General features: G+C 38.7%; 17 protein-coding genes. 10 read left to right on the forward strand and 7 right to left on the reverse strand.

Translation table 11 applies throughout. From position 1 onward, the window contains the following. Positions 1-163: 163 nt before the first annotated feature. From LC419_RS11060 to LC419_RS11070, 3 genes are all read left to right on the forward strand, one after another. Positions 164-2,761 carry a T9SS-dependent M36 family metallopeptidase gene (locus tag LC419_RS11060; protein ID WP_223607388.1) on the forward strand — a complete coding sequence of 866 codons (2,598 nt, stop codon included), beginning with the start codon at positions 164-166 and terminating at the stop codon, positions 2,759-2,761. A 127-nt stretch (positions 2,762-2,888) separates the two neighbouring features. After that, entirely contained in the window at positions 2,889-3,869 is a 981-nt protein-coding gene (locus LC419_RS11065) for a DMT family transporter (RefSeq protein WP_223607389.1), read from the forward strand. 80 nt (positions 3,870-3,949) lie between these two features. Next, a complete protein-coding gene (locus LC419_RS11070) occupies positions 3,950-4,945 on the forward strand; it encodes an alpha/beta fold hydrolase (protein WP_223607390.1) in 996 nt (331 codons plus the stop codon). Between the two features lie 207 nt (positions 4,946-5,152). Here LC419_RS11070 and rplS read toward each other — a convergent pair whose 3' ends face one another. Next, a complete protein-coding gene (gene rplS, locus LC419_RS11075; RefSeq protein ID WP_223607391.1) occupies positions 5,153-5,509 on the reverse strand; it encodes a 50S ribosomal protein L19 in 357 nt (118 codons plus the stop codon). Positions 5,510-5,800: 291 nt separating this feature from the next. Between rplS and LC419_RS11080 the strand changes: the two genes are divergently transcribed. Beyond that, positions 5,801-8,539, forward strand: a complete 2,739-nt coding sequence (locus tag LC419_RS11080; protein WP_223607392.1) for a fibronectin type III domain-containing protein — start codon at positions 5,801-5,803, stop codon at positions 8,537-8,539. Between the two features lie 109 nt (positions 8,540-8,648). Here LC419_RS11080 and LC419_RS11085 read toward each other — a convergent pair whose 3' ends face one another. From LC419_RS11085 to LC419_RS11095, 3 genes are all read right to left on the reverse strand, one after another. Continuing rightward, positions 8,649-9,335 carry a DUF3667 domain-containing protein gene (locus tag LC419_RS11085; protein WP_223607393.1) on the reverse strand — a complete coding sequence of 229 codons (687 nt, stop codon included), beginning with the start codon at positions 9,333-9,335 and terminating at the stop codon, positions 8,649-8,651. Positions 9,336-9,799: 464 nt separating this feature from the next. Further along, positions 9,800-11,323, reverse strand: coding sequence for a membrane-binding protein (locus LC419_RS11090; protein ID WP_223607394.1), 1,524 nt, complete (start codon positions 11,321-11,323; stop codon positions 9,800-9,802). A 245-nt stretch (positions 11,324-11,568) separates the two neighbouring features. Next, on the reverse strand, positions 11,569-12,066 hold the full coding sequence (locus LC419_RS11095; protein ID WP_223607395.1) for a DoxX family protein: 498 nt from the start codon (positions 12,064-12,066) through the stop codon (positions 11,569-11,571). A 161-nt stretch (positions 12,067-12,227) separates the two neighbouring features. Between LC419_RS11095 and LC419_RS11100 the strand changes: the two genes are divergently transcribed. After that, positions 12,228-12,929, forward strand: coding sequence for a CoA transferase subunit A (locus LC419_RS11100; RefSeq protein WP_034726421.1), 702 nt, complete (start codon positions 12,228-12,230; stop codon positions 12,927-12,929). A 61-nt stretch (positions 12,930-12,990) separates the two neighbouring features. On the opposite strand, the gene LC419_RS11105 is transcribed toward LC419_RS11100, so the two are convergent. After that, complete coding sequence (locus LC419_RS11105; protein ID WP_223607396.1) at positions 12,991-14,793, reverse strand: ABC transporter ATP-binding protein; 1,803 nt, start codon at positions 14,791-14,793, stop codon at positions 12,991-12,993. 524 nt (positions 14,794-15,317) lie between these two features. On the opposite strand from LC419_RS11105, the gene LC419_RS11110 reads away from it, so the two are divergent. Then, complete coding sequence (locus LC419_RS11110) at positions 15,318-15,971, forward strand: CoA transferase subunit B (RefSeq protein ID WP_223607397.1); 654 nt, start codon at positions 15,318-15,320, stop codon at positions 15,969-15,971. A 348-nt stretch (positions 15,972-16,319) separates the two neighbouring features. Here the strand turns inward: LC419_RS11110 and LC419_RS11115 are convergent, their stop codons facing one another. Then, a complete protein-coding gene (locus tag LC419_RS11115; protein ID WP_223607398.1) occupies positions 16,320-17,141 on the reverse strand; it encodes a DUF4197 domain-containing protein in 822 nt (273 codons plus the stop codon). 161 nt (positions 17,142-17,302) lie between these two features. On the opposite strand from LC419_RS11115, the gene LC419_RS11120 reads away from it, so the two are divergent. The 4 genes from LC419_RS11120 to LC419_RS11135 all read left to right on the forward strand — a co-directional run bounded on the left by LC419_RS11120 (position 17,303) and on the right by LC419_RS11135 (position 23,986). Then, positions 17,303-19,513 (forward strand): family 20 glycosylhydrolase, encoded by a 2,211-nt coding sequence (locus tag LC419_RS11120; protein WP_223607399.1) that lies wholly within the window; start codon positions 17,303-17,305, stop codon positions 19,511-19,513. A 145-nt stretch (positions 19,514-19,658) separates the two neighbouring features. Continuing rightward, a complete protein-coding gene (locus LC419_RS11125) occupies positions 19,659-20,651 on the forward strand; it encodes an isoaspartyl peptidase/L-asparaginase family protein (RefSeq protein ID WP_223607400.1) in 993 nt (330 codons plus the stop codon). Between the two features lie 34 nt (positions 20,652-20,685). Further along, positions 20,686-21,354 carry a copper homeostasis protein CutC gene (locus LC419_RS11130; protein ID WP_223607401.1) on the forward strand — a complete coding sequence of 223 codons (669 nt, stop codon included), beginning with the start codon at positions 20,686-20,688 and terminating at the stop codon, positions 21,352-21,354. A 148-nt stretch (positions 21,355-21,502) separates the two neighbouring features. Then, positions 21,503-23,986: a glycoside hydrolase family 2 protein gene (locus LC419_RS11135; RefSeq protein WP_223607402.1), complete on the forward strand. Its 2,484-nt coding sequence runs from the start codon at positions 21,503-21,505 to the stop codon at positions 23,984-23,986. Positions 23,987-24,268: 282 nt separating this feature from the next. Here the strand turns inward: LC419_RS11135 and LC419_RS11140 are convergent, their stop codons facing one another. Continuing rightward, the gene (locus tag LC419_RS11140) at positions 24,269-25,144 is read right to left on the reverse strand and encodes a C1 family peptidase (RefSeq protein WP_223607403.1); all 876 of its coding nucleotides are present in this window, start codon (positions 25,142-25,144) and stop codon (positions 24,269-24,271) included. Positions 25,145-25,353 lie beyond the last annotated feature (209 nt).

Genomic DNA, 25,353 nt, shown 5'->3' on the forward strand with positions numbered 1-25,353 from the left:
CAGCTTTTTTTATGGACATACAGGGGTAATTAGGTATTGTGGAAATGATAAAAGTTTATTGAATAAGGGTTTTTTAGGTATAGTTTTTTATTTTTTCAAATAAATTATTAAAAAAATGCATTAATTGTGAATTATTTGTAAATTAGCGCCTTTATTAGTAAAAATGAAAAAGATAACTCTACCTCTTTTATTTGCTGCATTCGCAGTATTTCCTTCTACTTTATTTTCACAAGATAATGAGAAGCTAGTTAAAGATTATATTTCTCAAAACAAGATCAGGGAATATAAAAAGAACGATCTTACCAATTTCGTCATTGAAAATGTTGACGCATCAAAGTCAATGAACGGAAATGTTGTAAAGTTCCAGCAAACCTACAACGGAATACCAGTTTATGGTTCTGCAGGAACGGTGTTAGTTAAAGATAATAAAGTCGTTTATTATTCGGATAACTTTCTGAAAGATTATAAGGTATCTACTTCTACTGCCGCTACGATCACAAAAGAAGCCGCGTTACAGAAAATAGCTGCCGATTTAGGGGCTGAGAATGTTTCGGATCTGCCTATTATGGCATTTTTCGAAAAAGGAGCTAATAAACTTACAGCAGCGAAACAGAGACTGGTTTATACAGTAGATGAGAGCCAGAACCTCAGACTTGCGTACGAATATATTTTACACGAGCCAAAAACGACAAATCACTGGAATATTCTTGTTGATGCCAATACAGGAAAAATTTTAAGCAAGCTTAATTTAAACCTTTCATGTAATTTCCACGATGAAGCCTATGCTCATGATGAAAATACAGTGGCTTCATTACCACAGGTGGAGAGCGCTTATCGCTTCAATACCGGTAACCTGGTTACTTTGGCGCCGGACAATGCTTCTTATAACGTTTTTCCTTTGCCTGTAGAATCACCGACATTCGGATCCAGAGCCATAGTAAACAATCCATGGATTCTTGCTTCATCACCGGAAGGTTGGCATTCCAATGTGACTACTCATTATACCACCACAAGAGGGAATAATGTATATGCTTACGATGATAAAGATGCCAATGAACAGACTTTCGGGGTATCGCCGGATGGAGGAGCCGCAAGAAATTTCGATTTTCCTTACAGCTCAACAGGTTTCACTTATAATAATTTGTCAGCAGCCACCACGAACTTGTTCTATATAAGTAATATGGTGCACGATATTTTCTATAAATTCGGATTTACTGAATCTGCCAGAAATTTCCAGAGTAATAATTTTGGAAACGGAGGTCTGGATGATGATGAGGTTTTTGCACAGTCACAAGATGGAGGAGGCTTTAATAATGCCAATTTTGCCTCTTATATGGACAATTACAACCCGGTGATGCAGATGTATCTGTGGTTGGTTTCAAACCGTAAATTATTCTACAAAGCACCATCTGATGCTGTAAACCGTGTTGTGAATGCGGGAGTCGCTCAGTTTGGTCCTGCCGTAAATGATATTGGAATCACCGGAGATGTTAAGCTTGCCAGTGTTATTGATGGCTGTACGGCTTTACCAGCCGGAGAACTGGCTGGAAAAATTGGTCTGGTTGAAAGAGGTGGAACATGCGGTTTTTCTGTAAAGACGAAAAATGCACAGAATGCAGGAGCTATAGGAACAATTATCTATAACAATGCAGCCAATGGTTCCACTTTAGGTAATATGGCCGGTAGCGATCCTACCATTACAACACCAACCATATTAATAACGAATGCTGAAGGAGAGTTTATTAAAACAAAATTAGCTGCAAGCATCCCTGTAAATGTTGATTTAAGAGCAGATACAAAATACGACGGAAGTTTCGATAACGGAATTGTTGCCCATGAATATGGTCACGGAATCTCCAACAGAATGACCGGAACAGGATATAACTGTTTAAATTCAAATGCTGATAAAGAGCAGATGGGAGAAGGATGGTCAGATTTCTTTGCATTAATGATTACAAATAAACCTGGAGATAACGCTTCAGTAGCAAGAGGAATGGGAACGTATCCTATCGGGCAGGCAACTACTGGTTTAGGAATCAGACCGGCTAAGTATTCACCGGATTTTACCGTGAATAACTACACATACGGCAGAACCAATGGGATGGAATTCAACAACGGATCAGCTATTGTACCGGATTCTCACTCCATCGGATTTATCTGGGCAACCATGCTTTGGGATCTTAACTGGAAGTACGTTGAAAAATACGGCTATGCATCTGACGTAACGGCTAATGCTGCCAGCGGAAGTGCAAGAGTACTTCAATTGGTAACGGATGCTCTGAAACTTCAGGTATGTAACCCAACGTTTATTGACGGAAGAAATGCGATCCTTCAGGCTGAATTGGCAACAACAGGAGGCGTAGATAAATGTATGATCTGGAGAGTTTTTGCTAAAAGAGGTTTAGGGGCACTGGCTACAGCCGGATCTTTGACCAATATCAATGACCAGACTGAAAGCTTTGCCCTTCCGGAAGGATGTTCTGCATTGTCTACAGAAGAAGTAAAAGCGGCTAAAAATACCATCTCTATCTATCCGAATCCTGCTAAAGAAGAATTCTATATCAACTTCCCAAGCAGTACAATTGGAAAAGTAAGCCTTGAGATCTATGATATGTCTGGAAAACTGGTATCTTCAGAAGATAAGATTTCACCGGTGGCCAGAAAAGCAGTTTCTACCAATGGCCTGATCAACGGAACTTATATGGTAAAAGTGAAAGGACTTGGTTTTGAAGCTTCATCTAAAGTAATCGTTAAGAAATAATTACTACATAAATCATTTTTTGAGAATCGCTGCAAGCTTGCTTGCGGCGATTTTATTTATCTATGACAATCACGTCTCCGGGTATTTTAATTATTATGTTGTAACTTTGCAGGCTGTTAAAAAAATTATGAAGAAGAAAAATATACTCAAAGGAGTTTTATTCGTAGGGATCGGGGCCAGTATATACGGAATGCTGGCGACATTTGTGAAAATGGCTTATCATGACGGCTATACTACTTCCGAAGTGACTTCTGCTCAGTTTATGCTGGGATTAGCTGGGCTTTTGTTCCTGAATTTCATGCAGACGATCACATCCAAACAGAAACTTTCGTCACCAAGTGCTAAAGAAGTGAGAATGCTGATGATTGCCGGAACCTCTTTAGGCTGTACCAGTCTGTTCTATTATATTGCGGTTCAGTATATCAATGTTTCCATAGCGATTGTGCTGCTGATGCAGTCCGTTTGGTTCAGTGTTGTGGTGGAAAGCATTATTGCAAGGAAATTGCCTAATGCAAGAAAAGTAGTTTCCGTGATCATCGTACTGGTAGGAACGATTTTAGCGACAAACCTGATCAATATGGATATCGAACTCGACTGGCACGGGATCTTCTGGGGCTTAATGGCTGCAGCGTCGTATACCATGACCATGTTTACTTCCAATACACTGGCTACCCATCTTCCGGTATTCAGGAAAAGTATTATCATGCTTTCCGGTGGGGCGATCGTAGTATTCGGTTTCCTGTTTTTTGCTCAGATAGGGCCTATGTATTTTGATGGTCTAAAATCATTATACCTTAATTTTACAGATAATACAGAGCATATTCACTCTTTCAACTATTCCATTTTCTGGACGTACGGTTTTGTTCTGGCTTTGTTCGGAACCATTGTGCCGCCTATCTTATTCAACGTAGGTTTTCCGAATGCGGGTCTTGGTTTGGGAAGTATTGTTTCATCACTGGAGCTTCCGGTATCAGTGACGATGGCTTTCGTTTTGTTAGGAGAGAAAGTCTTGCTGGTCCAGTGGGGAGGGATTATTCTGATCCTTTTTGCGATTGTCCTGATGAATCTTCCAGCAAAAAAAGAATTAAAAACAGTTGAAGTAGCTTAAAAAATAATCAATTAAATAGTGTTAAAAACCGTTCCTTTTGGATCGGTTTTTTTAATTTTAATAGCTAAAACAAAACGTTCATGACCTACTTCCGAAAAGCAATGACTGCAATCATGATCTCTGCAGTATCCACCTCCGTATTTTCGCAGATAAAGCCACTTGATGCAATGTTATCCGACTACTCCTATCCATATGAAGTCCATTATTTAGATCTCGAATCTCAGAATAATGACCTGAAAATGGCTTATATGGATGTAAAACCCCAAAAACCGAATGGAAAAACAATCATGCTTCTCCACGGAAAAAACTTCAACGGAGCGTATTGGCAACAGACGGGGAAAGACCTTTCAGAAAAGGGTTTCAGAGTAATTATTCCGGATCAGATCGGATTTGGAAAGTCTTCTAAGCCTCATAGCTACCAGTTTTCTTTTTCCCAACTGGCAGAGAATACAAAAGCTATTTTGGACCAACTTCAGATTGAGAAGACTATCGTTTTGGGACATTCCATGGGAGGAATGGTTGCTGCGAGATTTACCCTTCTTTATCCCGAAAAAGTTCAGAAACTGATTCTGGAAAACCCAATCGGACTGGAAGATTATAAAAGTTTTGCTTCTTATCAGACTATAGATCAGGCGTACCGGTCGGAACTGAAAAATACCGCTGAAACGTACAAAAATTATCAGATGAAATTCTATTATGATAATCAATGGAAAGATGAATATCAGCCGTGGCTGGATCTTATTGCGGGCTGGACGCTACACAAAGATTATCCAGTGGTAGCCTGGGATGCTGCACTTACTTCGGATATGATTTACAATCAACCTGTCTGTTATGAATTCAAAAATATAAAAACACCGACACTGTTGATTATCGGAACGAGAGACAGGACGGCAATAGGAAAAGACAGAGCGCCTAAAGAATTACAGCCTAAAATGGGGCAGTATCAGGACCTGGGAAAAAAGACACAGCGGGAAATTGCCGGGTCAAAATTGGTTGAGCTCGAAAATGTAGGACATCTTCCGCATATAGAAGTGTATTCTAAGTTTTTTAATGCTTTGTATGAGTTTATTAAGTGAGGTTGAGGCTAAGACTAAGGTCGATCGAGGCTGAGAAAACCAGCCACAACGTGGCGATTTAGCCCAAGGTAGGATGCAGTCCTATCATAATTCTGCCCAATCATAAGTATCCTCTAAAAAAGAGATTCCTGAAGCCCCGCAATTATACCAAAATAAAAAGAGACTACCTGAACAGATAATCTCTTTTTGTATGTATTGTTGTCTGAATTACTTTTTCTTGTAAGCAGCATCCTTGATTCTAGCTTTTTTACCTCTAAGGTCTCTGAAGTAATAAATTCTAGATCTTCTAACGCTACCTCTTCTGTCAACTTCAATTTTCTGAAGTGCTGGCATGTTGATAGGGAATACTCTTTCTACACCTACATCACCACTCATTTTTCTGATAGTGAAAGTTTTTGTAGCGCCAGTACCTCTTAATTGGATAACGGTACCTTTGAAGAACTGAGTTCTTGTTTTTTGTCCTTCTTTAATTTCGTAATACACAGTAATTGTGTCTCCTGCTTTGAATTCAGGGAAATCTTTTTTAGTAATGTACTGGTCTTGTACGTACTTTAATAAATCCATTATTAATAAAATAAAATGTTAAAGCTAAGCAACTTACACGTTCTTCGTCAGAGGTTGAATAACAGGTCGCAAAGATACAAAATACTTTTTGATTCTACCAAATAATTAATGTACTAAAAACTATAATTTTTTCACCCCAAATCTGCCGTAAAGTTAACAGTTCCTTTAAGTTCCCGGCAGGCACAGTTTATATAGGAAGTTTACTTTTGCCCGAAATTAAAAAATCAGATCATTATTTTTTTAAAGACCTGATTTACAAATCGAAATAAATCTATACAAAAGTAAACTATTATGAAACACTATTTCTTCTTTTTCTGTTTTGCCGTCCAGATGGCATTCGGGCAGGCACTGTTTCCCTACCTGCAGAATCCGACGCCAAACTCGATGATTGTCAACTGGAAAACAGCCTCCGACAACGAAACAACTGTAATTTACGGAACGTCTCCAACCAGCCTGAACGTGACGGTTACGGGAACAACAAACATTTTTTCCGATACGGGTTACAACAACAACTATTATTACCACACTGCTAAAGTAGCAGGTCTTCAGCCCAACACGAAATATTACTATAAAATAAAGACCGGAACTACAGAGTCTGCAGTTTACAATTTCAGAACCCTTCCTCTTCCGGGACAGCCTGCTACAGCTGACGGGAAAATCCGTTTTCTAATCATGGGGGACAACCAGATCAAAGCGGAACCACGATATGATACCCTTACGCTGAATGCCTTCAAAAAACTAAAGCAGAAGTTTGGAGCCGGTTCAGACCCTTCAGATAATATTGCCCTTACTTTTATGGTAGGAGACCAGGTAGACGTAGGGACCCTTGATCATTATGAGAATGTCCATTTTAAAAAGAACATCAAATTATCACCCTATCTTCCTATTCAGACTACAGTAGGAAATCACGAGACGTATGGAACACTGGGGATGAATTCTTATTACGCCCATTTCTATATTGATGAAATTAAATATAAAAATATCTCATCCGGAAACGAAAACTATTACGCACAGCAGGCAGGTAACGTTCTGTTTGTAAGCTTAAGTTCTGAACATACAGGTACCGCACAGCAGACATGGCTTTCCCAGATTCTGAATGAAGCCAATGCAGATCCTACGGTAGACTGGATCATCTCTTTGAGCCACAGACCTTATCAGGCAGAACAGTACGTAGGAGATATTTCTACATGGGTAAGAAACAATGCGGTACCCTTGTTGACGACTTCCAATAAATATTTAATGCACGTTGGAGCTCACCACCACCTGTACCACAGAGGTCAGCTGAAAGAAACGCCAAACTATCAGATCATTTCCGGAGGTACGGCATGGGATCAGTACTGGGGAATGTCTAATGAGCAGGATTTTGATGATGTACAGAAAACACTGACCGACTGGACCTATCAGATCGTGGAAGTAGATGTACAGACCGGGAAAGTAGACATAGAATGCTACTCAATCGGTGGCGTTTACAATAAGAAGCAAAATGAACTGGTAGATACTTTCCACAGGTATAAAAACCAGCCGAAGCCATCAAAACCTTCTATTATAAACACCTTTGCTGCATCGGTAACGTTGCCTTTGACTCTCGACGGAAGCGCTTTTGCATCATCCAATGGAGAACTTCTGAATACCACACAGTTTCAGATCAGTAAAGCTGCCAATTTCTCAGTCATTGAAAAAGAATTTTACCGTGACTACGAAAACTGGTTTGGAAAAGATGGAAACGGAACACCGGATAAAACGAAAAACCTGAATGCAGGAGTTGATATTACAAAAGCGACTATCGCAGCGAACTCTATTTCAAACGGGACGTATTATGTAAAGGTTCGTTACAGAGACAGAAACCTGGAATGGAGTGACTGGAGTGATGTAAAACAGTTTGAGGTTGCCGGAAGTGTGGTTTCCAATCCTACCTTTACATTAGACAAAACTGAATATACACAGGCTGAGCCTATCACATCTACGTATACGGGAGGACCTGGAAATCAGCAGGACTGGGTTGGAATTTATAAAAAAGGACAGACGCCTGCTACTACAACTTCTCAGGGCTTTATTTACACTAATGGCCAAACGGCAGGAACAGCTGTGTTCACGAATGGTCTTGCTAATAAAGGTCAGTATTTTGCAGGTTTCTTTGCCAATGGAGGATATACTGAAATTACAGGCAGAAAAAGTTTCTATGTAGGACCGAAAGTAGTGCTGCAGGCAACGGCAGATACGTATCCTGTAGGTGGAACAGTTGTTATCAATTACAGCAACGGACCGAATCTGGTGAAAGACTGGATCGGGATTTATAAAATGGGGCAGACGCCTGGAACCAATACTGCTACCAAATGGAGCTATGTGACAACACCTGCAGGAACACTGAATTTTACAGGTCTTGCAAAGGGATATTACTATGCTCAGTATCTTCTTGAAGACGGATATACGGGAATAGGAGATAAAGTATTCTTCAAAGTAGGGGATATTGTAACAGATCTGTGGATCAACAAACCAGTCTATACATTAGGTGAAAATATTACCGCTTCATGGACGGATTCTCCTGGAATCATCAAAGACTGGTTAGGAATTTACCCTCAGAATGTTCAGACGCCGGATGATAATTTTGTTTCTTATACGTATTTTGACGGAGTTACTCAGGGAACAAAAACCATCCAGGGAACAGCACTTCCTACAACGCCGGGGAACTATTATATGGTAATGTTTACGAATGACTCTTACACAGAAGTTTCCAACAGAAAACAGTTTCAGGTGACATCGGGAACATTGGGAACCGATGAAGTGAAAAGCACAGAGAAAAATGTAGTGATTTATCCGAATCCAACGAAACCGGGTGAACCTACATTCATCAAGAGTGATTACCCTATCGAGAAAATTGAGCTGTTATCTGCAGCAGGACAGCTGTTGTATGAATCCAAAAACATCAACAACCAACGTTTCTCTCTGGTGAATGAAAATCTTCCGAAGGGCGTATACTTCGTGAAAGTACACACAAGAAAATTATTTACTTTAAAACTGGTTATACAGTAATATTCTAACAGTATATTGGAAAAAAGCAGGAAAATTATTTCCTGCTTTTTCTATTTAATACAAACAGGAACAGTAAAATACAAATAACAATGATCATCTCTTTTACTTTTTAATGGGAGATTAAGTTCATTAAAGCTCCTAAAATCATGATCGAAATACCAAATGTGATCATTCCCAATATATAGGAAACGAGTGCTTTAAAATAGCTGGCTACCTTACCTTTATCGAAAAACTGTCCTACCGCCCAGGAAAAATAAACAAACACGATCCCTGCAGCTATCTGCATCAGATGATATTTTGTGACTCCTTCGACAATGGCAAAAACAGAAAACATCAGCATTTCCATTCCAAGAATGAAACATAGCAGGATTAATATTTCAAAAAAATTGTAATCATATTTCCTGAAAAATATTTTTAGCCAAAAAGCAATAAACGCACCCATAATAATATTGGAATATCCATAATGACTTTGAACCCAGTTATTAATGGTATTAAGCTTTGAATCTCCTGCACCATCAATTTTTATATAGCTTTCTTCGATATGAAAAAAATGATTGATAAGGGTATAAATCAGCGATGTAACAATAATAAAGATCACAGGTTTAACAAGCCGGCTTCTGTTTTCACTGATAAAATTCCTGATATTTTCTCCGGGTCTTATGAACAGTTCCCGGATGGTATACAAAATACCCCTGTCAAAATGTAAAACGTGTTCGATTTCATGGAGGATGTAATGTCCGTCTATTCTTTTCGGCTTTAAATTTTGTTTACAGTTTGAGCAAAATTCTTCATTCATAGCAGTTTAAGTTTTAAATGCAAAAAAAGATAAATAGTTTTATATATACTTTACACTTTAGTTTAGTTTTTGAAAATTTTATGTACTTAAACTTTCGATTCATTCAGTCGCGTGGTTAAAAAAAGTTCCCGCAGATTCCACAGATTTCGCAGATTTTTTTTGTATTCAGACATTTCGCTTCATCGAATCAACTAAGTTGATTTCCCCCTTTGCTCTCCTTAAATTTCCAGCATATTAATTATTCTCTGCGTCAAAAAAAGTCCCACAGATTTCACAGATTTTTTCATGCACTCGTACACTTAGCTTCGTCCAATCAACGGAGTTAATTTCTCTTTGCAACCCTATAATTTCCAATATAATTAATCAGCCTTTGCCTCAAAAAAATACAGATACTGGACTTTCAATTTTTCACAAAAAAATAGGCCGTTACAAACAGCCGATTTTATATTGAAATAAAAATATTTTTAAAACTCATAGAGAAGATCCTCCTCGCGTAAAGTAGTACTTAAAGCGCTATAAGCATCCTGAAGTTCACCATCCGCCAGAATTTTTGAATCCTGGATAAGCTTTCCGTCCGGATTATAAACTTTCAACAGGACCCATTTACCGCTGCGCTCCATCTCTTTTAAACCTGATTCAGTTTTGTATTTTAATTTTCCACTTTGAAGAATCCCGTCTTTGACAACAGCTTTATTGCCGGGTTTTCCTTTTGCATACTGGATGATCTGTGCAGTGAAACCTTCTGTTGATTCCAATGGCTCATTGTAGGTATAAACGATGGCTCCCTTATCATCATAAACCGTAGAATCATATCCTGTTTGCTTGGCATTCAGTTTTTTCTCGTATTTTAGTTTTTCATCCTCTCTGAAAGACCTGGAAAGAACTAAAACACCATCCTTATATTGCTGTTCGTTAAGTTCTTCAAACAAAGTACCGTTGTAAGGCATGTCATCCTTATAGGTTATACTACCTTTCAGCCTTCCGTCCGGATGATAATATTTCATCTCCTGTACCATATCATCTTTTAATACCTTTTCAGAAGATAATTTACCATCTTCATCAAAGTATTTGTTCAGAATCAAAGATCCGTCTTTATAGACATCGATTGCTGTAAGACCGGACAGATCATAACTGAACTGATAGTCTTCGCCGTCCTGAGGTTTATAATAATTGGATTCCTTATCGTAAGCGTAGATCAGGTTTCCTATTTTCTTACCCGTCTCATCGTAGGTTGTTTTATAGCCGTCTTTTTTGTTTTTCTTATCTTCCTGCAGGATTTTTCCACTCTTTGAATAGATGATGCTTTCTTTGATCGTTCCGTCGCTTTTCTGCTTTTCGATTTTGGATACCCTCATCGGATTGTAGTAATATTCTACCACTACGTTATCGTCGGAGTTACCGGCATTGCTTGTGCCGATGTGTTTTCCTTTATCGCCGTAATATTTAGTTTCGTACTTTCCTTTGTTGTCTGTGGTGATTTCGTAGCGGATGCCTTTGATATCGTCATCATAGGCTATCGTTTTGAAATTTTCAGAATCCTCATAGATGGTAATGCTGTTATAGAAAGAGGATAGTTCAGGATCTTTGTAGGTGTACATTTTTCCTTTAAAGGTACCGTCTGCTTTGTACACAAGATCTTCTACAGGTCTTCCTTTTTCATCAAACGTCTGCGCCGGTCCTATCTGTTTGCCACCCGAAAATGTTGCTGTGCTTACGGTTTTACCTTCAGGGCTGTACCAGATCACTTTTCCTTCATAGACCTCGCTACCCGGAGTGGCATTGGAAGCAAGACCTTCCATCTGTGGCTTACCGTTTTTATAAAAATCTTTAATTAAAGTAAGCTTGCCTTTATTTTCAGTTTCACGGTAGAATTCCATTTTGTCCTGAGTGGTTTTCTCCCAGTTTTCGTCAAAATAGATTTTTTCCTGTGCGCCCACACTGATGCTGAGGATCAGGGCAAGAACTGCGGAGGTAAATAATTTTTTCATGTTTTTTATTAAGTTTAAATGATTCAGTAGTGTACAATTTGAAGTGGAGTAGAGAGAGCAATCCGTACCCATGAAAAATATTCATAACCACCGGATTGGTCACGCCAAATATAAGTCAATTTACTGAGAAATAAAGGGGATTGAGCGCATAAAACCTCCGTGAAATCCCGGAATTTTTTCTGAGAAATTTTACTATAGGTACACAGCGAAAAATGAATTGATCTGCCTTTTACGACTCAACATTTTTACAAATAAAAGAAATCCTTCTTTTTCTTTTTGATCAGTTGATCGATCCCGAAAGCTCTGTACCCGTTAAGAGAAAACATTCCCAATAGCATAATAAACAATACCTGCGGAAGATAAAAGAAATAGGTAAGCCATGTGAAAGGATCCATAGAACGGGTTCCAACGGCAGGATCTACGGGAACGAGTTCAGTAGGAATAGAGTGAATATCTTTGGTGAACAATGCCACTAGCATGATGACCATTAAAGACAGTGAACTGAATCTGGTTAAAAGCCCCAACAATAAAAATAATCCCCAAAATGCCTCATTAAAAGCGACGAAATTAGCCATTAACTGAGGATTGGAAAAGCCAAGACTGCTAATGGTTTTCAGCATATAACCCTGAAAAACCGGATGGAAAAGTTTATTGAAACCGGTGATAAAAAAGAACAATCCGATGCTTATTCTGCAAATGACATAAAACAAATCTCCGGCTTTATTGAATGTATTCTTTTCCATATAATAGGGGTATAAATTAAATTTTTAAATGGTTTAAAGGATTTAACTTAAACTATGATGCCGGAATCCACCAAAAGTTAGATCTGAATTCAAATAAATTTCTGAATAATGCAGATATGAGAAAAATGATTAAATTTAACGGACAGAAAATCTAATATTTCATGATAGATAAAAGAGTAAAAAATGCAAAGGAAGCCATCGAAGGAATTAATGATGGAATGACTTTAATGCTGGGCGGATTTGGTCTGTGCGGTATCCCTGAAAACTCAATAAATGCTTTGGTGGAGAGCGATGTGAAAGACGTAACCTGTATTTCAAACAACGCCGGTGTCGATGATTTTGGATTAGGGTTGCTTCTTCAGAAAAGACAGATCAAAAAAATGATCTCTTCATATGTGGGCGAAAATGCTGAATTCGAAAGACAGATGCTGTCCGGAGAACTGGAGGTAGAGCTTACACCACAGGGAACTTTGGCGGAAAAATGCAGAGCGGCTCAGGCTGGAATTCCTGCTTTTTATACGCCTGCAGGGTACGGAACAGAGATTGCAGAAGGGAAGGAAGTAAAAGATTTTAACGGAAAACCTCATATCCTTGAACACGCTTACAAAGCAGATTTTTCAATCGTAAAAGCATGGAAAGGAGACTACCTTGGAAACCTGATTTTCAAAGGTTCTGCAAGAAATTTCAACCATCCAATGGCGGGTGCCGCAAAAATTACTATTGCTGAAGTGGAAGAATTGGTAGAACCGGGTGTTTTAGACCCTAATGAGATCCATATTCCGGGGATTATGGTGCAAAGAATTTTCCAGGGTGAAAAATTTGAAAAGAGAATTGAACAGAGAACGGTAAGACAGAAAGATTAATTCCTGTCAAAATCCGGTCTTGACCATAAAAAAAAGCGCTGAAATGAATTCAGCGCTTTTTTTATTCCTGTGAAATGAGATTTTTCCTTTCTCCGATCTGTTGTCGCCACATCGCGAAATACAAACCTTTTTCTGCAATGAGATGACTGTGAGATCCTGTTTCTATCACCTGTCCGCGTTCAAGGACATAAATTCTGTCTGCATGCATAATCGTACTTAAACGGTGAGCAATAAGAACGGTGATCTGTTCCTTTTCTTTTGAAATATCTTTGATGGTAGAAGTTATTTCCTCTTCTGTGATGCTGTCCAAAGCTGAAGTCGCTTCATCAAAAATCAATAAATGCGGTTTTCTTAAAAGTGCTCTTGCAATGGCGATTCTTTGTTTTTCTCCACCACTCAGTTTCAGTCCGCCTTCACCAATAACGGTTTCTATACCTTTCTCGGCTCTTTCCAGTAAAGCAGTACAGCTGGATTTCTTTAACGCGATTTCCAGATCAGCTTCGGTAGCATTAGGATTGACAAAAAGAAGATTTTCCTTGATGGTTCCTGCAAAAAGCTGAGTATCCTGAGTCACAAAACCGATTTGATTTCTCAGTTCATCAAAATCAAACTCTTTTCCGTTAATACCATTGTAAAAAATATTTCCTTCCTGAGGCCTGTAAAGTCCAACCAGCAATTTAACCAAAGTACTTTTCCCTGAACCGCTCGGTCCCACAAAAGCAATGGTTTCGCCATTTTTAACGTCAAAAGAGATATTATTCAAAGCTTTATACTGAGCCGACTGGTGTTTGAAAGAAACATGTTTAAACTGTAATTCTTCAATAGCTCCAATTTGTTTCGGATGAAGCGGTTTTTCTTCCACTTCCTTCTTCATTAAATTGTCGAAATTCTGAAGAGAAGCCTCTGCTTCACGGTAAGAAATAATGATGTTCCCAATCTCCTGCATCGGCCCGAAAATGAAAAATCCATAGAACATCAGAGACAGGTATTGCCCCGGAGTAACGATGTTTTTAAAAATTAAGAGCAACAACGTCATGGTAATCATCTGCTGAAGAAAATTAACCATCGTTCCCTGGATAAAACTTAATGAACGGATGCTTTTCACCTTTCTCAGTTCTAGTCCAAGGATCTTGTATGTATTGTTATTCAAACGGATCACTTCCTGGTTCGTTAATCCCAAACTTTTAACGATTTCTATATTTCTTAAGCTTTCCGTGGTACTTCCCGCTAAAGCGGTCGTTTCCGAAACAATATTCTTCTGAATGCTTTTGATTCTTTTACTCAATAAGTTGGTGATGAAAGCAATCAGGAAAATTCCGCAGATGTAGACAGGCATAATCGACCAGTGCAAACGGATCGCATACACAGAAACGAAAATGATACTGACCAGAATTCCAAAGAAAATATTAATAAAGCTGGTGATGAATTTTACGGTATCTTCTCTTACTTTCGTTAAAATAGATAAGGTCTCACCACTTCTCTGATCTTCAAATTCCTGGTAAGGCAATGCCATTGAGTGCTTCAAACCATCTGTAAATATTTTCGCGCCAAACTTCTGAGTAATTACGCTTACCGCATAATCCTGAAAAGCTTTGGCTATTCTGCTCACCATCGCTGTTCCGATAAGTAATCCCAAAAAGTAAAAAACACCGTGATAAACACTGTTACCGTATAAATATTGATTCAGATTTCTTGGCAGGAGTTTTTCCTTGTCAAAAAAGTTGGGATGCGTCACCAGCTGATCCAGGATATTTCCCGTAATGGCCGGAGCAAATAAAGAGAAAACCTGATTAATGGTGGCCAGCAGCAAAGAAAGCGCGATCAACCATTGGTAAGGCTTAAGGTATCTTAAAAGTATTTTCATTATAGTAAATAATGCTGCAAAATTAGAGATATTATTTTGACTTATGGCATTAACCTGAGCTCGGGTTGATAAAATTAATATTACCTGGCTGGAAGCTGAAAGTTACGGGGTACGCGGTGCGAGTTTGAGTGTCGGAGAGTTATGAAGTAAGAGAGTTTTAGAGTAAATGAGTTTGAAAGAGGGTTGTCAGTTGCTGTTTTTTTTTGCTGGTTCGTAAGTAATTAAGCTAATAATCGTCTCATGTTTGGCATCTGGCGTCTTGGTTCTTGCTCTTAACTACAATGAAAAGACCATAATTTGAATCTTCAGCACAATCCCTAGTCCCTATAACCTGCCATCTTGTATTTTATTTCTTAGCTCTTGACTAAAATCAAAAGACCATGATTTGAATCTTCAGCACAATCCCTAATCCCTACAACCTGGAACCTGCTATCTGCAGTATGCCTCATCTTTATCTCAACCTTAATAACAAAGCCCTTTTGTATTCAAGTGAAAAGAATTAAATTGCAGTCTAAGTTTTTATTATGCTTACAAAAGAACAAATTGCTAAAAGGATTTCAAAAGAACTGAAAGACCGATATTATGTAAACCTGGGAATCGGAATCCCTACATTGGTGGCTAACTATGTTCCGGATGGTATTTCCGTAGAATTTCAGAGTGAAAACGGAGTGCTCGGAATGGGTCCTTTCCCTTTCGAAGGGGAAGAAGATGCCGACATCATCAATGCCGGAAAACAGACCATCACCATTCTGCCGGGAGGCTCATTTTTCGATTCAGCCTTCAGTTTCGGGATGATCCGAGGTCAGAAAGTAGATCTTACTATCCTTGGAGCGATGGAAGTTTCTGAGAACGGAGATATCGCCAACTGGAAAATTCCAGGGAAAATGGTTAAAGGAATGGGTGGAGCAATGGACCTGGTAGCATCTGCAGAAAATATTATCGTTGCGATGATGCACGTGAACAAGGCCGGAGAAAGCAAGATACTGAAAAAATGTACGCTTCCGCTTACAGGGGTTAACTGCGTGAAAAGAGTCGTAACCGAATTAGCTGTATTAGACGTTACTCCCGAAGGATTCAAACTGGTAGAAAGAGCTCCGGGCGTTTCAGTGGAGCACATCGTAAAATCTACAGAAGCTGATCTGATCATCGAAGGTGAAATTCCTGAAATGCAATTTTAGATAAAATAAAAACCTTGTCATTGACAAGGTTTTTTTATTGAAAATATCTTTTGAACCATTCAAATTGACATAGGAAATCGTAGCGTTAAGAAAATAAAATCTGCGAACATTAAGAAAATTCTACTGTTTGAAGCGCGACACAAAATTCAAATCGAATAACCCGTGTAGAATTCGCACAAGTTTAGAATTTTTAGTGAACAGAATTTATTTTTAGCGAAGAGTTCCAAGTCTTGAACTTTTGTTTCTTTTGTTTCTTTTGTTTCAAGACAAAAGAAAATAACCTTTTTATATTTTTGGTTTAAGTTCAACACGACATCGCTGAAAAATCTTAATTACAAGCTCTAACATCTATTTTGAATCCTGCGCCCCAAACACCTTCTGTAAAATAGAAGTCGTTCTCATAGCGGGCGTATTTCTGATTCCGCTTTCTTTTTCCGCCACCATTTTGAAAACACCATTGATGGTTTCTGTGGTTACATATTCGTTAAGATCAGTCGTCACAGCCTGTCCGGTGAATGTATTGTATTTAGAGATCAGATTTTTCCAGACCGTATCAGCACCTACTTTTCCTAAGGAAGCTTTCACTTTGGGCTGAAACGCGGTGAACAGCTGACTTTGTGTTTTGGTTTGTAAATAATTGGTTGCTGCATTGTCACTGCTTAACAGGATATTTTTAGCATCCGTAATGGTCATGGATGTGATTGCTTTTGTAAAAATTGGAGCAGCTTCCGTTACCGCATCCTCAGCAGCTCTGTTTAATAATTTAACCCCTTCGTCTGCCAGACTTCCCATACCCAGAGAGCGGAGTGTGGTATCGATCTTTCTTAGTTTTTCGGGCATTAAGATTTTTACCGCTTCATTTTTTAAAAATCCGTCTGTCAGAGACAGTTTCTTTACACCATCAGTTACCCCAAGGCTTAAAGCTTCTTTTAATCCCGAAGAAATCTGTGTTGAAGTAAGACTTCCGAGATTAATGGGAGAGGTTTTGGTGGTAGTTGTTGTCGTAGTGGATGGAGTGGAGGTGGTTATGGTAGAATTTTTAGGTTTCGCCGGATTATCAAGATCAACACCGGTTTTGGTTTTGACTGTAGATTTGATAATATCTAAGATCTGTGCATATGAAGAAATTGAAAATAATAATCCTGCGGCCAGTAAAATGCTTTTTCTCATTGTATTTTTTTTGCAAATTTAGATGTTTTATTATTTAATAAGTTAAAATGCTCCGAAGAGTTTTGGAAAATAATTATATTAGCTAAAACCTTAATCATACTCAGATGCGACGTTTTCTCTTTATATTTTCAACTCTTTTTTCCAGTGTTTTTAATGCTCAGATGAAGCCCAATTTAATTCCTTATCCTCAAAGTGTAACCATACAGGAAGGTAAATTTATCATTCCTGAAACCTTGATACTGAACGATAAACTTCCGAAAGAAGAGACAGAATATTTCAAAAAACGTCTGGGTGCTCAGGTTAAATTTCAATCCAGCAGCAGTACGGAAAAAATTCATGTGATGTATATCCAGGTTCCACAGCCGAAAATTCCGGTTAATCCTGAAAGTAAGAAAGAAAGTTATTCCATCGACATTTCTCCGAAAAGAATTTTCATAAGTTCAGATACCAAACAAGGATATTTTCTTGCCCTTCAAACGTTGATTCAGCTTTTTGAAGAGCATAAAGAAGATGGTGCTATTCCGGCCATGGAGATAAAAGACAGCCCAAAATTTGCCTGGCGCGGAATGCACCTGGATGTCTGCCGCCATTTTTTCAGTGTTGACGAAGTAAAACAGTACATCGACTATCTGGCCATGTACAAGCTGAATACCTTTCACTGGCATCTTACAGACGATCAGGGTTGGAGAATCGAAATTAAAAAATATCCGAAGCTGACAGAAATTGGTTCAAAACGTAAAGAATCCATGATTGGGGCTTATGTAGACAATACATTTGACGGAAAACCTTACGGCCCGTATTTCTACACTCAGGAACAGATCAAAGATGTCGTTAAATATGCTCAGCAGAGACATATTACCATCGTTCCGGAAATTGAAATGCCGGGGCATGCTTTAGCCGCTTTATCTGCATATCCGGAACTTGCCTGTACAAAAGGACCGTTTGAATCCGCTACAAAGTGGGGCGTTTTTGATGATGTGTTCTGCCCGAAAGAAGAAACATTCACCTTCCTGGAAAATGTTCTTGATGAGGTCATGACATTATTCCCTTCCCAGTACATCCACATTGGTGGCGACGAATGCCCGAAAACAAGATGGAAAGAATGTGCCCATTGTCAGGAATTGATTAAGAAAAATAATCTGAAAGATGAACATGGCCTGCAAAGCTATTTCATCCACAGAATTGAAAAATATGTAAATGGTAAAGGCAGAAAAATCATCGGTTGGGACGAAATCCTGGAAGGAGGCCTTGCACCAAACGCAGCTGTGATGAGCTGGACTGGCGTGAATGGAGGCATTGAGGCTGCAAAATCGGGACATTTTGCCGTGATGACACCCGGAGCTTATTGCTATTTTGACCATTATCAGGGAGATCCGCAGTCGGAGCCTAATGCTTTTGGAGGATTTACACCTTTAGATAAAATCTATTCTTACAATCCTGTTCCTGCTGAACTGAATGCAGAGCAGGCAAAATATATACTTGGAGTTCAGGCGAATTTATGGACTGAATATATCACAGATTTTAAACAGGTACAATACATGATTTTCCCAAGACTGATGGCACTTTCTGAAGTTGGATGGGGAACATCAGATCCTGAAAATTATAAAGAATTTGAAAACAGGGTCATTAGCCAGTTCAAAGTTCTGGACAAAATGAAGGTGAATTATGCAAAAAGCATTTACAATATCTCCGGAAAAGTAATTCCCGCCGGTAACGGTATCTCTTATGAACTTACCGTTTCACAGGATCCGAAAGGAATTCGATATACAACGGACGGAACAGAACCTTCTCTGAATTCAAAGATATATCATGGAGCCATCAATATTTCCAAATCTTCAACCGTTAAATCTGCCTATTTTGAAGGTGGAAAACTGAAAAGTGCCGTTTCTACTCAGGAATTTACAGTTTCAAAATCTACAGGAAAAAAAATAATCTTAGAGCAGCAACCCAGTGAAAATTATTCTTTCGGTGGAGCTTTTACTTTAGTGGATGGAATTATCGGGAATACCAGACAGCTGGGTAAAACATGGCTCGGCTTTCAGGGAAAAGATGTCGTAGCAACTATTGATCTTGGTCAGAAGACCGGTTTTTCAGAAGTGTATTTCAATACCTTGGAAAATAAAGGAAGCTGGATTCATTTGGCGAAATCTGCACAGATCTTTATTTCCGACGACGGTAAGAATTTTAAAATGATCAAAGAGATCGGGAAAGATGAGATTCAGAGTTTAAAAGGAAAAATAAAGTTAAACGTAGGAAGCCAGAACTCAAAATACATCAAATTCAAAATAGAAAACGCCGGCATCATTCCTGCTGGAAATCCCGGAGCTGACTCAAAAGCATGGCTTTTTGTAGATGAAATTGGTGTAAATTAAGCCAGATATTAAATGACCAGATTATCTGCTAAACTGACTCATTAAACATTAAAAATAAGAAAAAGACTACAGAGCAACTGCTGTAGTCTTTTTTCCTTTTATGCTAGCGGGAAAATTGCTAATTTGGAAGCCAAATACATCTTACATGCAAAGCAGACGAAATTTCATCAAAAAAACAGCCGCCGCCTCTTTGGCACTTGCTGTAAATCCCCTGGATCTGATCGCTAAAGATCTACCTGATCATTCTAAAACAGCAGGAAAACCGATTGTTCTTTCCACCTGGAATTTCGGACTGAAGGCGAATGAAGAAGCTTGGACCATTCTTGGAAAAGGCGGAAAAGCGCTTGATGCAGTGGAAAAGGGAGTTCGTCTCGTGGAATTGGATCCTACCGAAAGAAGTGTAGGATATGGCGGCCGGCCGGACAGAGACGGAAGAGTAACCCTTGATGCCTGTATTATGGATGAAAACTATAATATTGGTTCTGTTGCCTGTTTGGAGCATATCAAAAACCCTATTTCCGTGGCAAGATCCGTGATGGAGAAAACACCACATGTGATGCTGGTTGGAGACGGAGCTTTGCAGTTTGCACTTTCGCAAGGCTTTAAAAAAGAAAATCTTCTCACTTCGGAATCTGAAAAAGAATGGAAAGAATGGTTAAAAACCAGCGAATATAAACCAGTTGCCAATATTGAAAACCATGACACTATTGGAATGATTGCCCTTGACGCGCAGGGAAACCTTTCAGGAGCCTGTACCACCAGCGGAATGGCTTTTAAAATGCACGGCAGAGTGGGAGATTCACCGATTATCGGGGCCGGTCTTTTTGTAGACAATGAAGTAGGAGCAGCTACGGCTACAGGGCATGGTGAGGAAGTGATCCGGACTGTAGGAACCCATCTTGTGGTTGAACTGATGAGACAGGGCAGAAATCCTCAACAGGCATGTAAAGAAGCGGTTGAAAGGATTGTGAATATTACCAAGAGAAGAAATAAAAGCCTGAAAGATATCCAGGTTGGTTTTATTGCTTTAAATAAAAGAGGGGAGTACGGATCTTACTGTATTCAGGACGGATTTAATTTTGCGGTGTATGATCAGAAAGGAAACCGTCTTGAAAAGCCGGAATTCGCCTTGAAATAAAAAATCTTTTTCTTACCAATCAATAAAAAAATAAATGTCAAAAATAGAAATAGCGTGTTTCAATCCGGAATCAGCCCTGATTGCTTTTGAAAACGGAGCCGACAGAATAGAATTATGTGACGGATTAAGCGAAGGCGGAACCACCCCTGATTTCGAAACGTTAAAAGAGTTAAGAGCAAAAATCAATATTCCCATTTTTGTAATGATCAGACCGAGAGGTGGAGATTTTACTTATTCCGAAGCGGAATTTGAACAGATGAAAAAAGAACTGGTTCAGTTGAAATCTTTAGGGGCAGACGGCTTTGTTTTTGGAATTTTAGACAAGAATGACGAGGTCAATGTAGAACAAAACAAAGTTTTAGTTGAATTGGCTGATGCTCTTCCATGTACTTTCCACCGTGCATTTGACAGAGCAACAAATCTTGAAGATTCTCTTGAAAAAATAATAGATTGTGGTTTTAAAACCATTCTTACTTCAGGTCAGAAACCCAATGTTTCAGAAGGTAAAGAAAACCTGAAAAAACTGGTTGAACTTTCCAATGGCAGGATTGAAATCCTGATCGGAGGAGGTCTTCGCTCTACGAATATTGAAGAGATCAGAGAGTTTACCAATGCCGGTTATTTTCATTCCTCAGCGATCACGGATGGCGGAGCTTTTGCCAGTGCGGATGAGGTGATAGCTTTAAAAATAGTTAAATTTTAGAAGTGAAATGAACCGCGCTTGTCATTCTGAACGAAACAAAGTGGCGTGAAAGAATCTCAATAAAATAATAATAGAGATTCCTCTGTTCCTCGGAATGACAAAGTCAATATTTAACCGATACTTATAAAATTTCTAAACCAATTCCTTAATGAATAAATCCATCCTTTTTATCTTCCTTTTTATTCAGACTATGATGACTGCACAACTGACAGAACGAAGTTTGTCTCCGGAGAAATGGCAGTTCAAAAACATGAAAGAACAGAATTGGCTATCCGCAAAAATTCCGGGTACCGTTCATCTTGATCTGATGGATAACAAGGTGATTCCCGATCCTTTCAAAGATGAAAACGAAAAAAAGGTTCAATGGATAGAAAACGAGGATTGGGAATATAAAACCACTTTTAAAGTATCTGCGAAAGAACTGGGAAATAATCATATTGACCTGGTTTTTAATGGTCTTGATACCTTCTCAGAGATCTATCTGAACGGAAAACTGTTGAAAAAAACAGACAATATGTTCAGAAAATGGAATGTTCCCGTGAAAGAGTTCCTGAAACAAGGGGATAACGAGCTGAAGATTGCATTTAAATCGGCAGTGAATGAAGGAAAGGAATTGGCTAAAAAAGTTCCGTTTGCGATGCCGGAATCACCCCGAAGCTTTATAAGAAAGGCCCAGTATCAGTTTGGCTGGGATTGGGGACCTAGGTTGGTAACTGCAGGGATTTGGAAAGATATACAACTGGAATTCTGGAATTTTGCGAAAATAGAGACCGTTAAATACCATCAGAACTTTTCAAATGAAGTTTTGGATTTTAATTTTGAGATAGAAATTAATGCACAGGAAGCCGGGGATTATCGTTTGAATATTAATCAATTGAACAAGACGGTTTCTCTTAAGAAAGGCATGAATACCATTCGTCTTCCTTATGATATGAGCGGATTCAAGCTTTGGCAGCCCAACGGATGGGGAGACGCGAATCTGCATGATTTTAAAATCGAACTTTTAAAGAATAAGTCAGCTTTAGACCAAAAGAATATAAAAGTAGGACTTAGAACGGTAGAACTGGTTCAGGAAAAAGATGCAGCCGGAAAATCATTCTATTTTAAAGTTAATGGAAAACCTTTGTATGCGAAAGGAACCAACTGGATCCCTGCTGACAGTTTTTCACCCAGAGTAAGCAAAGAAAAATACAGGAAACTGATTAAAGACATGAAGGAAGCCAATATGAATATGGTCCGTGTCTGGGGTGGCGGAATCTATGAAGATGATGAATTCTACAAAGCCTGTGACGAAAACGGTATTCTGGTCTGGCAGGATTTTATGTTTGCGGGAAGCTTTTATCCGGCTGATGAAGCTTTTTTAAGCAATGTCAGAGAAGAAGTAAAAGATCAGGTCAATAGACTTCAGAACCACCCGTCGATTGCTTTGTGGTGTGGCAATAATGAAGTTGATGAAGCCATCGTCAACTGGGGATACCAGAAACAGTTCAAATATTCAAAAGACGATTCCCTACAGGTGTGGAAAGACTATAAAAAGGTGTTCCATGACGTGATTCCAAATACATTACGGGAAAATCTTACTCCTGAAAAAAATATTTATTGGCCCAGTTCGCCATCTATCGGTTGGGGACATAAAGAAAGCCTTACCGAAGGAGATTCTCATTATTGGGGAGTTTGGTGGGGAGAGCAGCCGTTTGAAATGTATAATGAAAAAGTAGGCCGTTTCATGTCTGAATACGGTTTTCAGGGAATGCCGGGCCTGGAAGCAGTGAAGTCAATGTTTTCCGGAACTCCCGATTTGAATTTGCAGAACCCTACCATCAAAGCTCATGAAAAACATGGCAGAGGATGGGAGATCATTAATGAATATATTAAAAGAGATTACAAACTTCCATCAGACTTTGTACAATACAATTACATTTCCCAATTGCTGCAGGCGAGGGGAATGAGAATCGCGGTTGAGGCCCATCGTCGTGCAAAACCTTACAATATGGGAACGTTATACTGGCAGCTGAATGACTGCTGGCCGGTAGTTTCATGGTCTTCCATCGATTATTTAGGAAACTGGAAAGCCCTTCAGTATCAGATGAAACGAAGCTTTGAACAACAGGTTATTTTAACAGAAGAAAAAGATGGGATTTTAAATTTTTACGCCATTAATGATGGAATTAAAAGCTTTACTGATGTTGATTTTGAGATTAAAACAATAAATTTTGACGGAAAGGTTTTAAAAGAAACCAAAACATCTGCAAAAGAGAAAACATTGGAAAGTATTCTGAAATTTGATCCTGTTGAAATCAAAAATTTAATAACTGAATCTGAAAAGAACACAACCTTTTTACAACTTACGCTAAAGGATAAAGAAGGAAAAATCATCGCTGTCAATACCCATTTCTTTGCTAAACCGAAAGATCTGCAGCTGACGAAACCTGCTATTAAGATTAAAAGAATCAAAGCTGACGAGATTGAAATTTCCACAGATGTATTGGCAAAAGATGTCTATCTGATCGGAGACATCCATTTCAGCGATAATTTCTTCGACCTTCTTCCCCATACTTCAAAAAAGGTCAAACTTTCAAAACCTCTGAAAAATATTGAAGCAATCAGTCTTTGGGATACCTTACATAATTAAAAAGTAAAAAAACAAAAATCTGCATCATCATCAGAATCTGCGGGAGCATAAAAAAACAAGCCACATAGGTTTCAAAAATCGATGAGGTTTACTATTTTCAAAGTTTAATATTAGCATATAAGCAAACCGTAGCATAAAATTTTATCTTCGATAAATCCTTGCGCCTTACAAAATAAAGTATAAAAACAATAGCGCCTTTGCGAAATTCCAACAATAAAAAAGCCTTCCAAATACTACGGAAGGCTTCTTTCTATATATAATAATTTGGTGCTGAATAATTAATTACTGAACATAGGCCACATAACTCTCATTAATGGCGCCATTAGAGGTTTTTGCAAAGAAAGCATAGTCTATCCAGAAATATCCGCTGCTTCCCCATGAGGTTCCCCAGGAATTCTGAACTTTAAATGCCTGCTTACTGTCATCATACCCGATAACGCAGATGGCATGCCCTCCATAGTTCTGACCGGAATGAGCTTTCCAGATCCATCCAGTACTTCCCATATTGTAGAAACTGTCATCCACACTTACAGCGATGACAATGGGAAGATTCATGCTCAGTAGATTTTTCACGCCTGCAATGTCAGTTTTATTGACTGTTCCCCAGCTTGTAAACTTGTGGGTGCTGGCTGCATTTTTTTGCGTTGCGTTTGGTTGGGTAGAACATCCCGCATCGGTGTAAGGCATTTCATTCCAGCTGCAGACTCCCTGGTTTTTAATCAGATTAAGTCCTGCAGTAACATAAGCTCCCTGGGCGCATGTACCTACTTTGATCTGGTTGTAGACATACTCGGGGCTTCTGCTCTGCGTAACGCCTTTAAAATTCAGTTCAAGAGAGCTCGCCGCCGCATAAGCCGTAGCCCAGGCAACACACGAACCTTCAGATCCCTGGTTACCCACTGTTGAACTTGGAATAGAATAGCTGCTTGGAAGACTTACTTTGGCAGCTTCGGAACTTTTTCCCTTAAACTTAAGCGTTAATGCCTCAACATCTGCTTTTTCATAAGAATTAAAGGTTTGTTCATCCACCAGTCTGGCTCCCAGAGCGTACTGCTTTTGGGAAGACTGTTCCGGTGTTGAAGTGGTGATGTCCTCGTTGGAATTACAGGAGGACAGAAATAGCACGCCTAGTGCTAAAGACATTAGTTTACTTTTCATATTAAAAATTTTTGTGGTTTTGTAAAAGTAATAATTTATTCAATATTTTGTGATTTATTATGTAAAAAATAGTAAAATTTAACATTATTAATTGATCTTATTGGGTAATTGTCTTAGGATGGAGTATTCTCAAAACGTGATGCTTATTGAATTTAATTGAATTAATTCACTTTAAATTTATTTTAAATAAAAATAGATTTTTGTCAGTA

It is taken from the genome of Chryseobacterium sp. OSA05B (assembly GCF_019970065.1).
Lineage (GTDB): Bacteria > Bacteroidota > Bacteroidia > Flavobacteriales > Weeksellaceae > Chryseobacterium.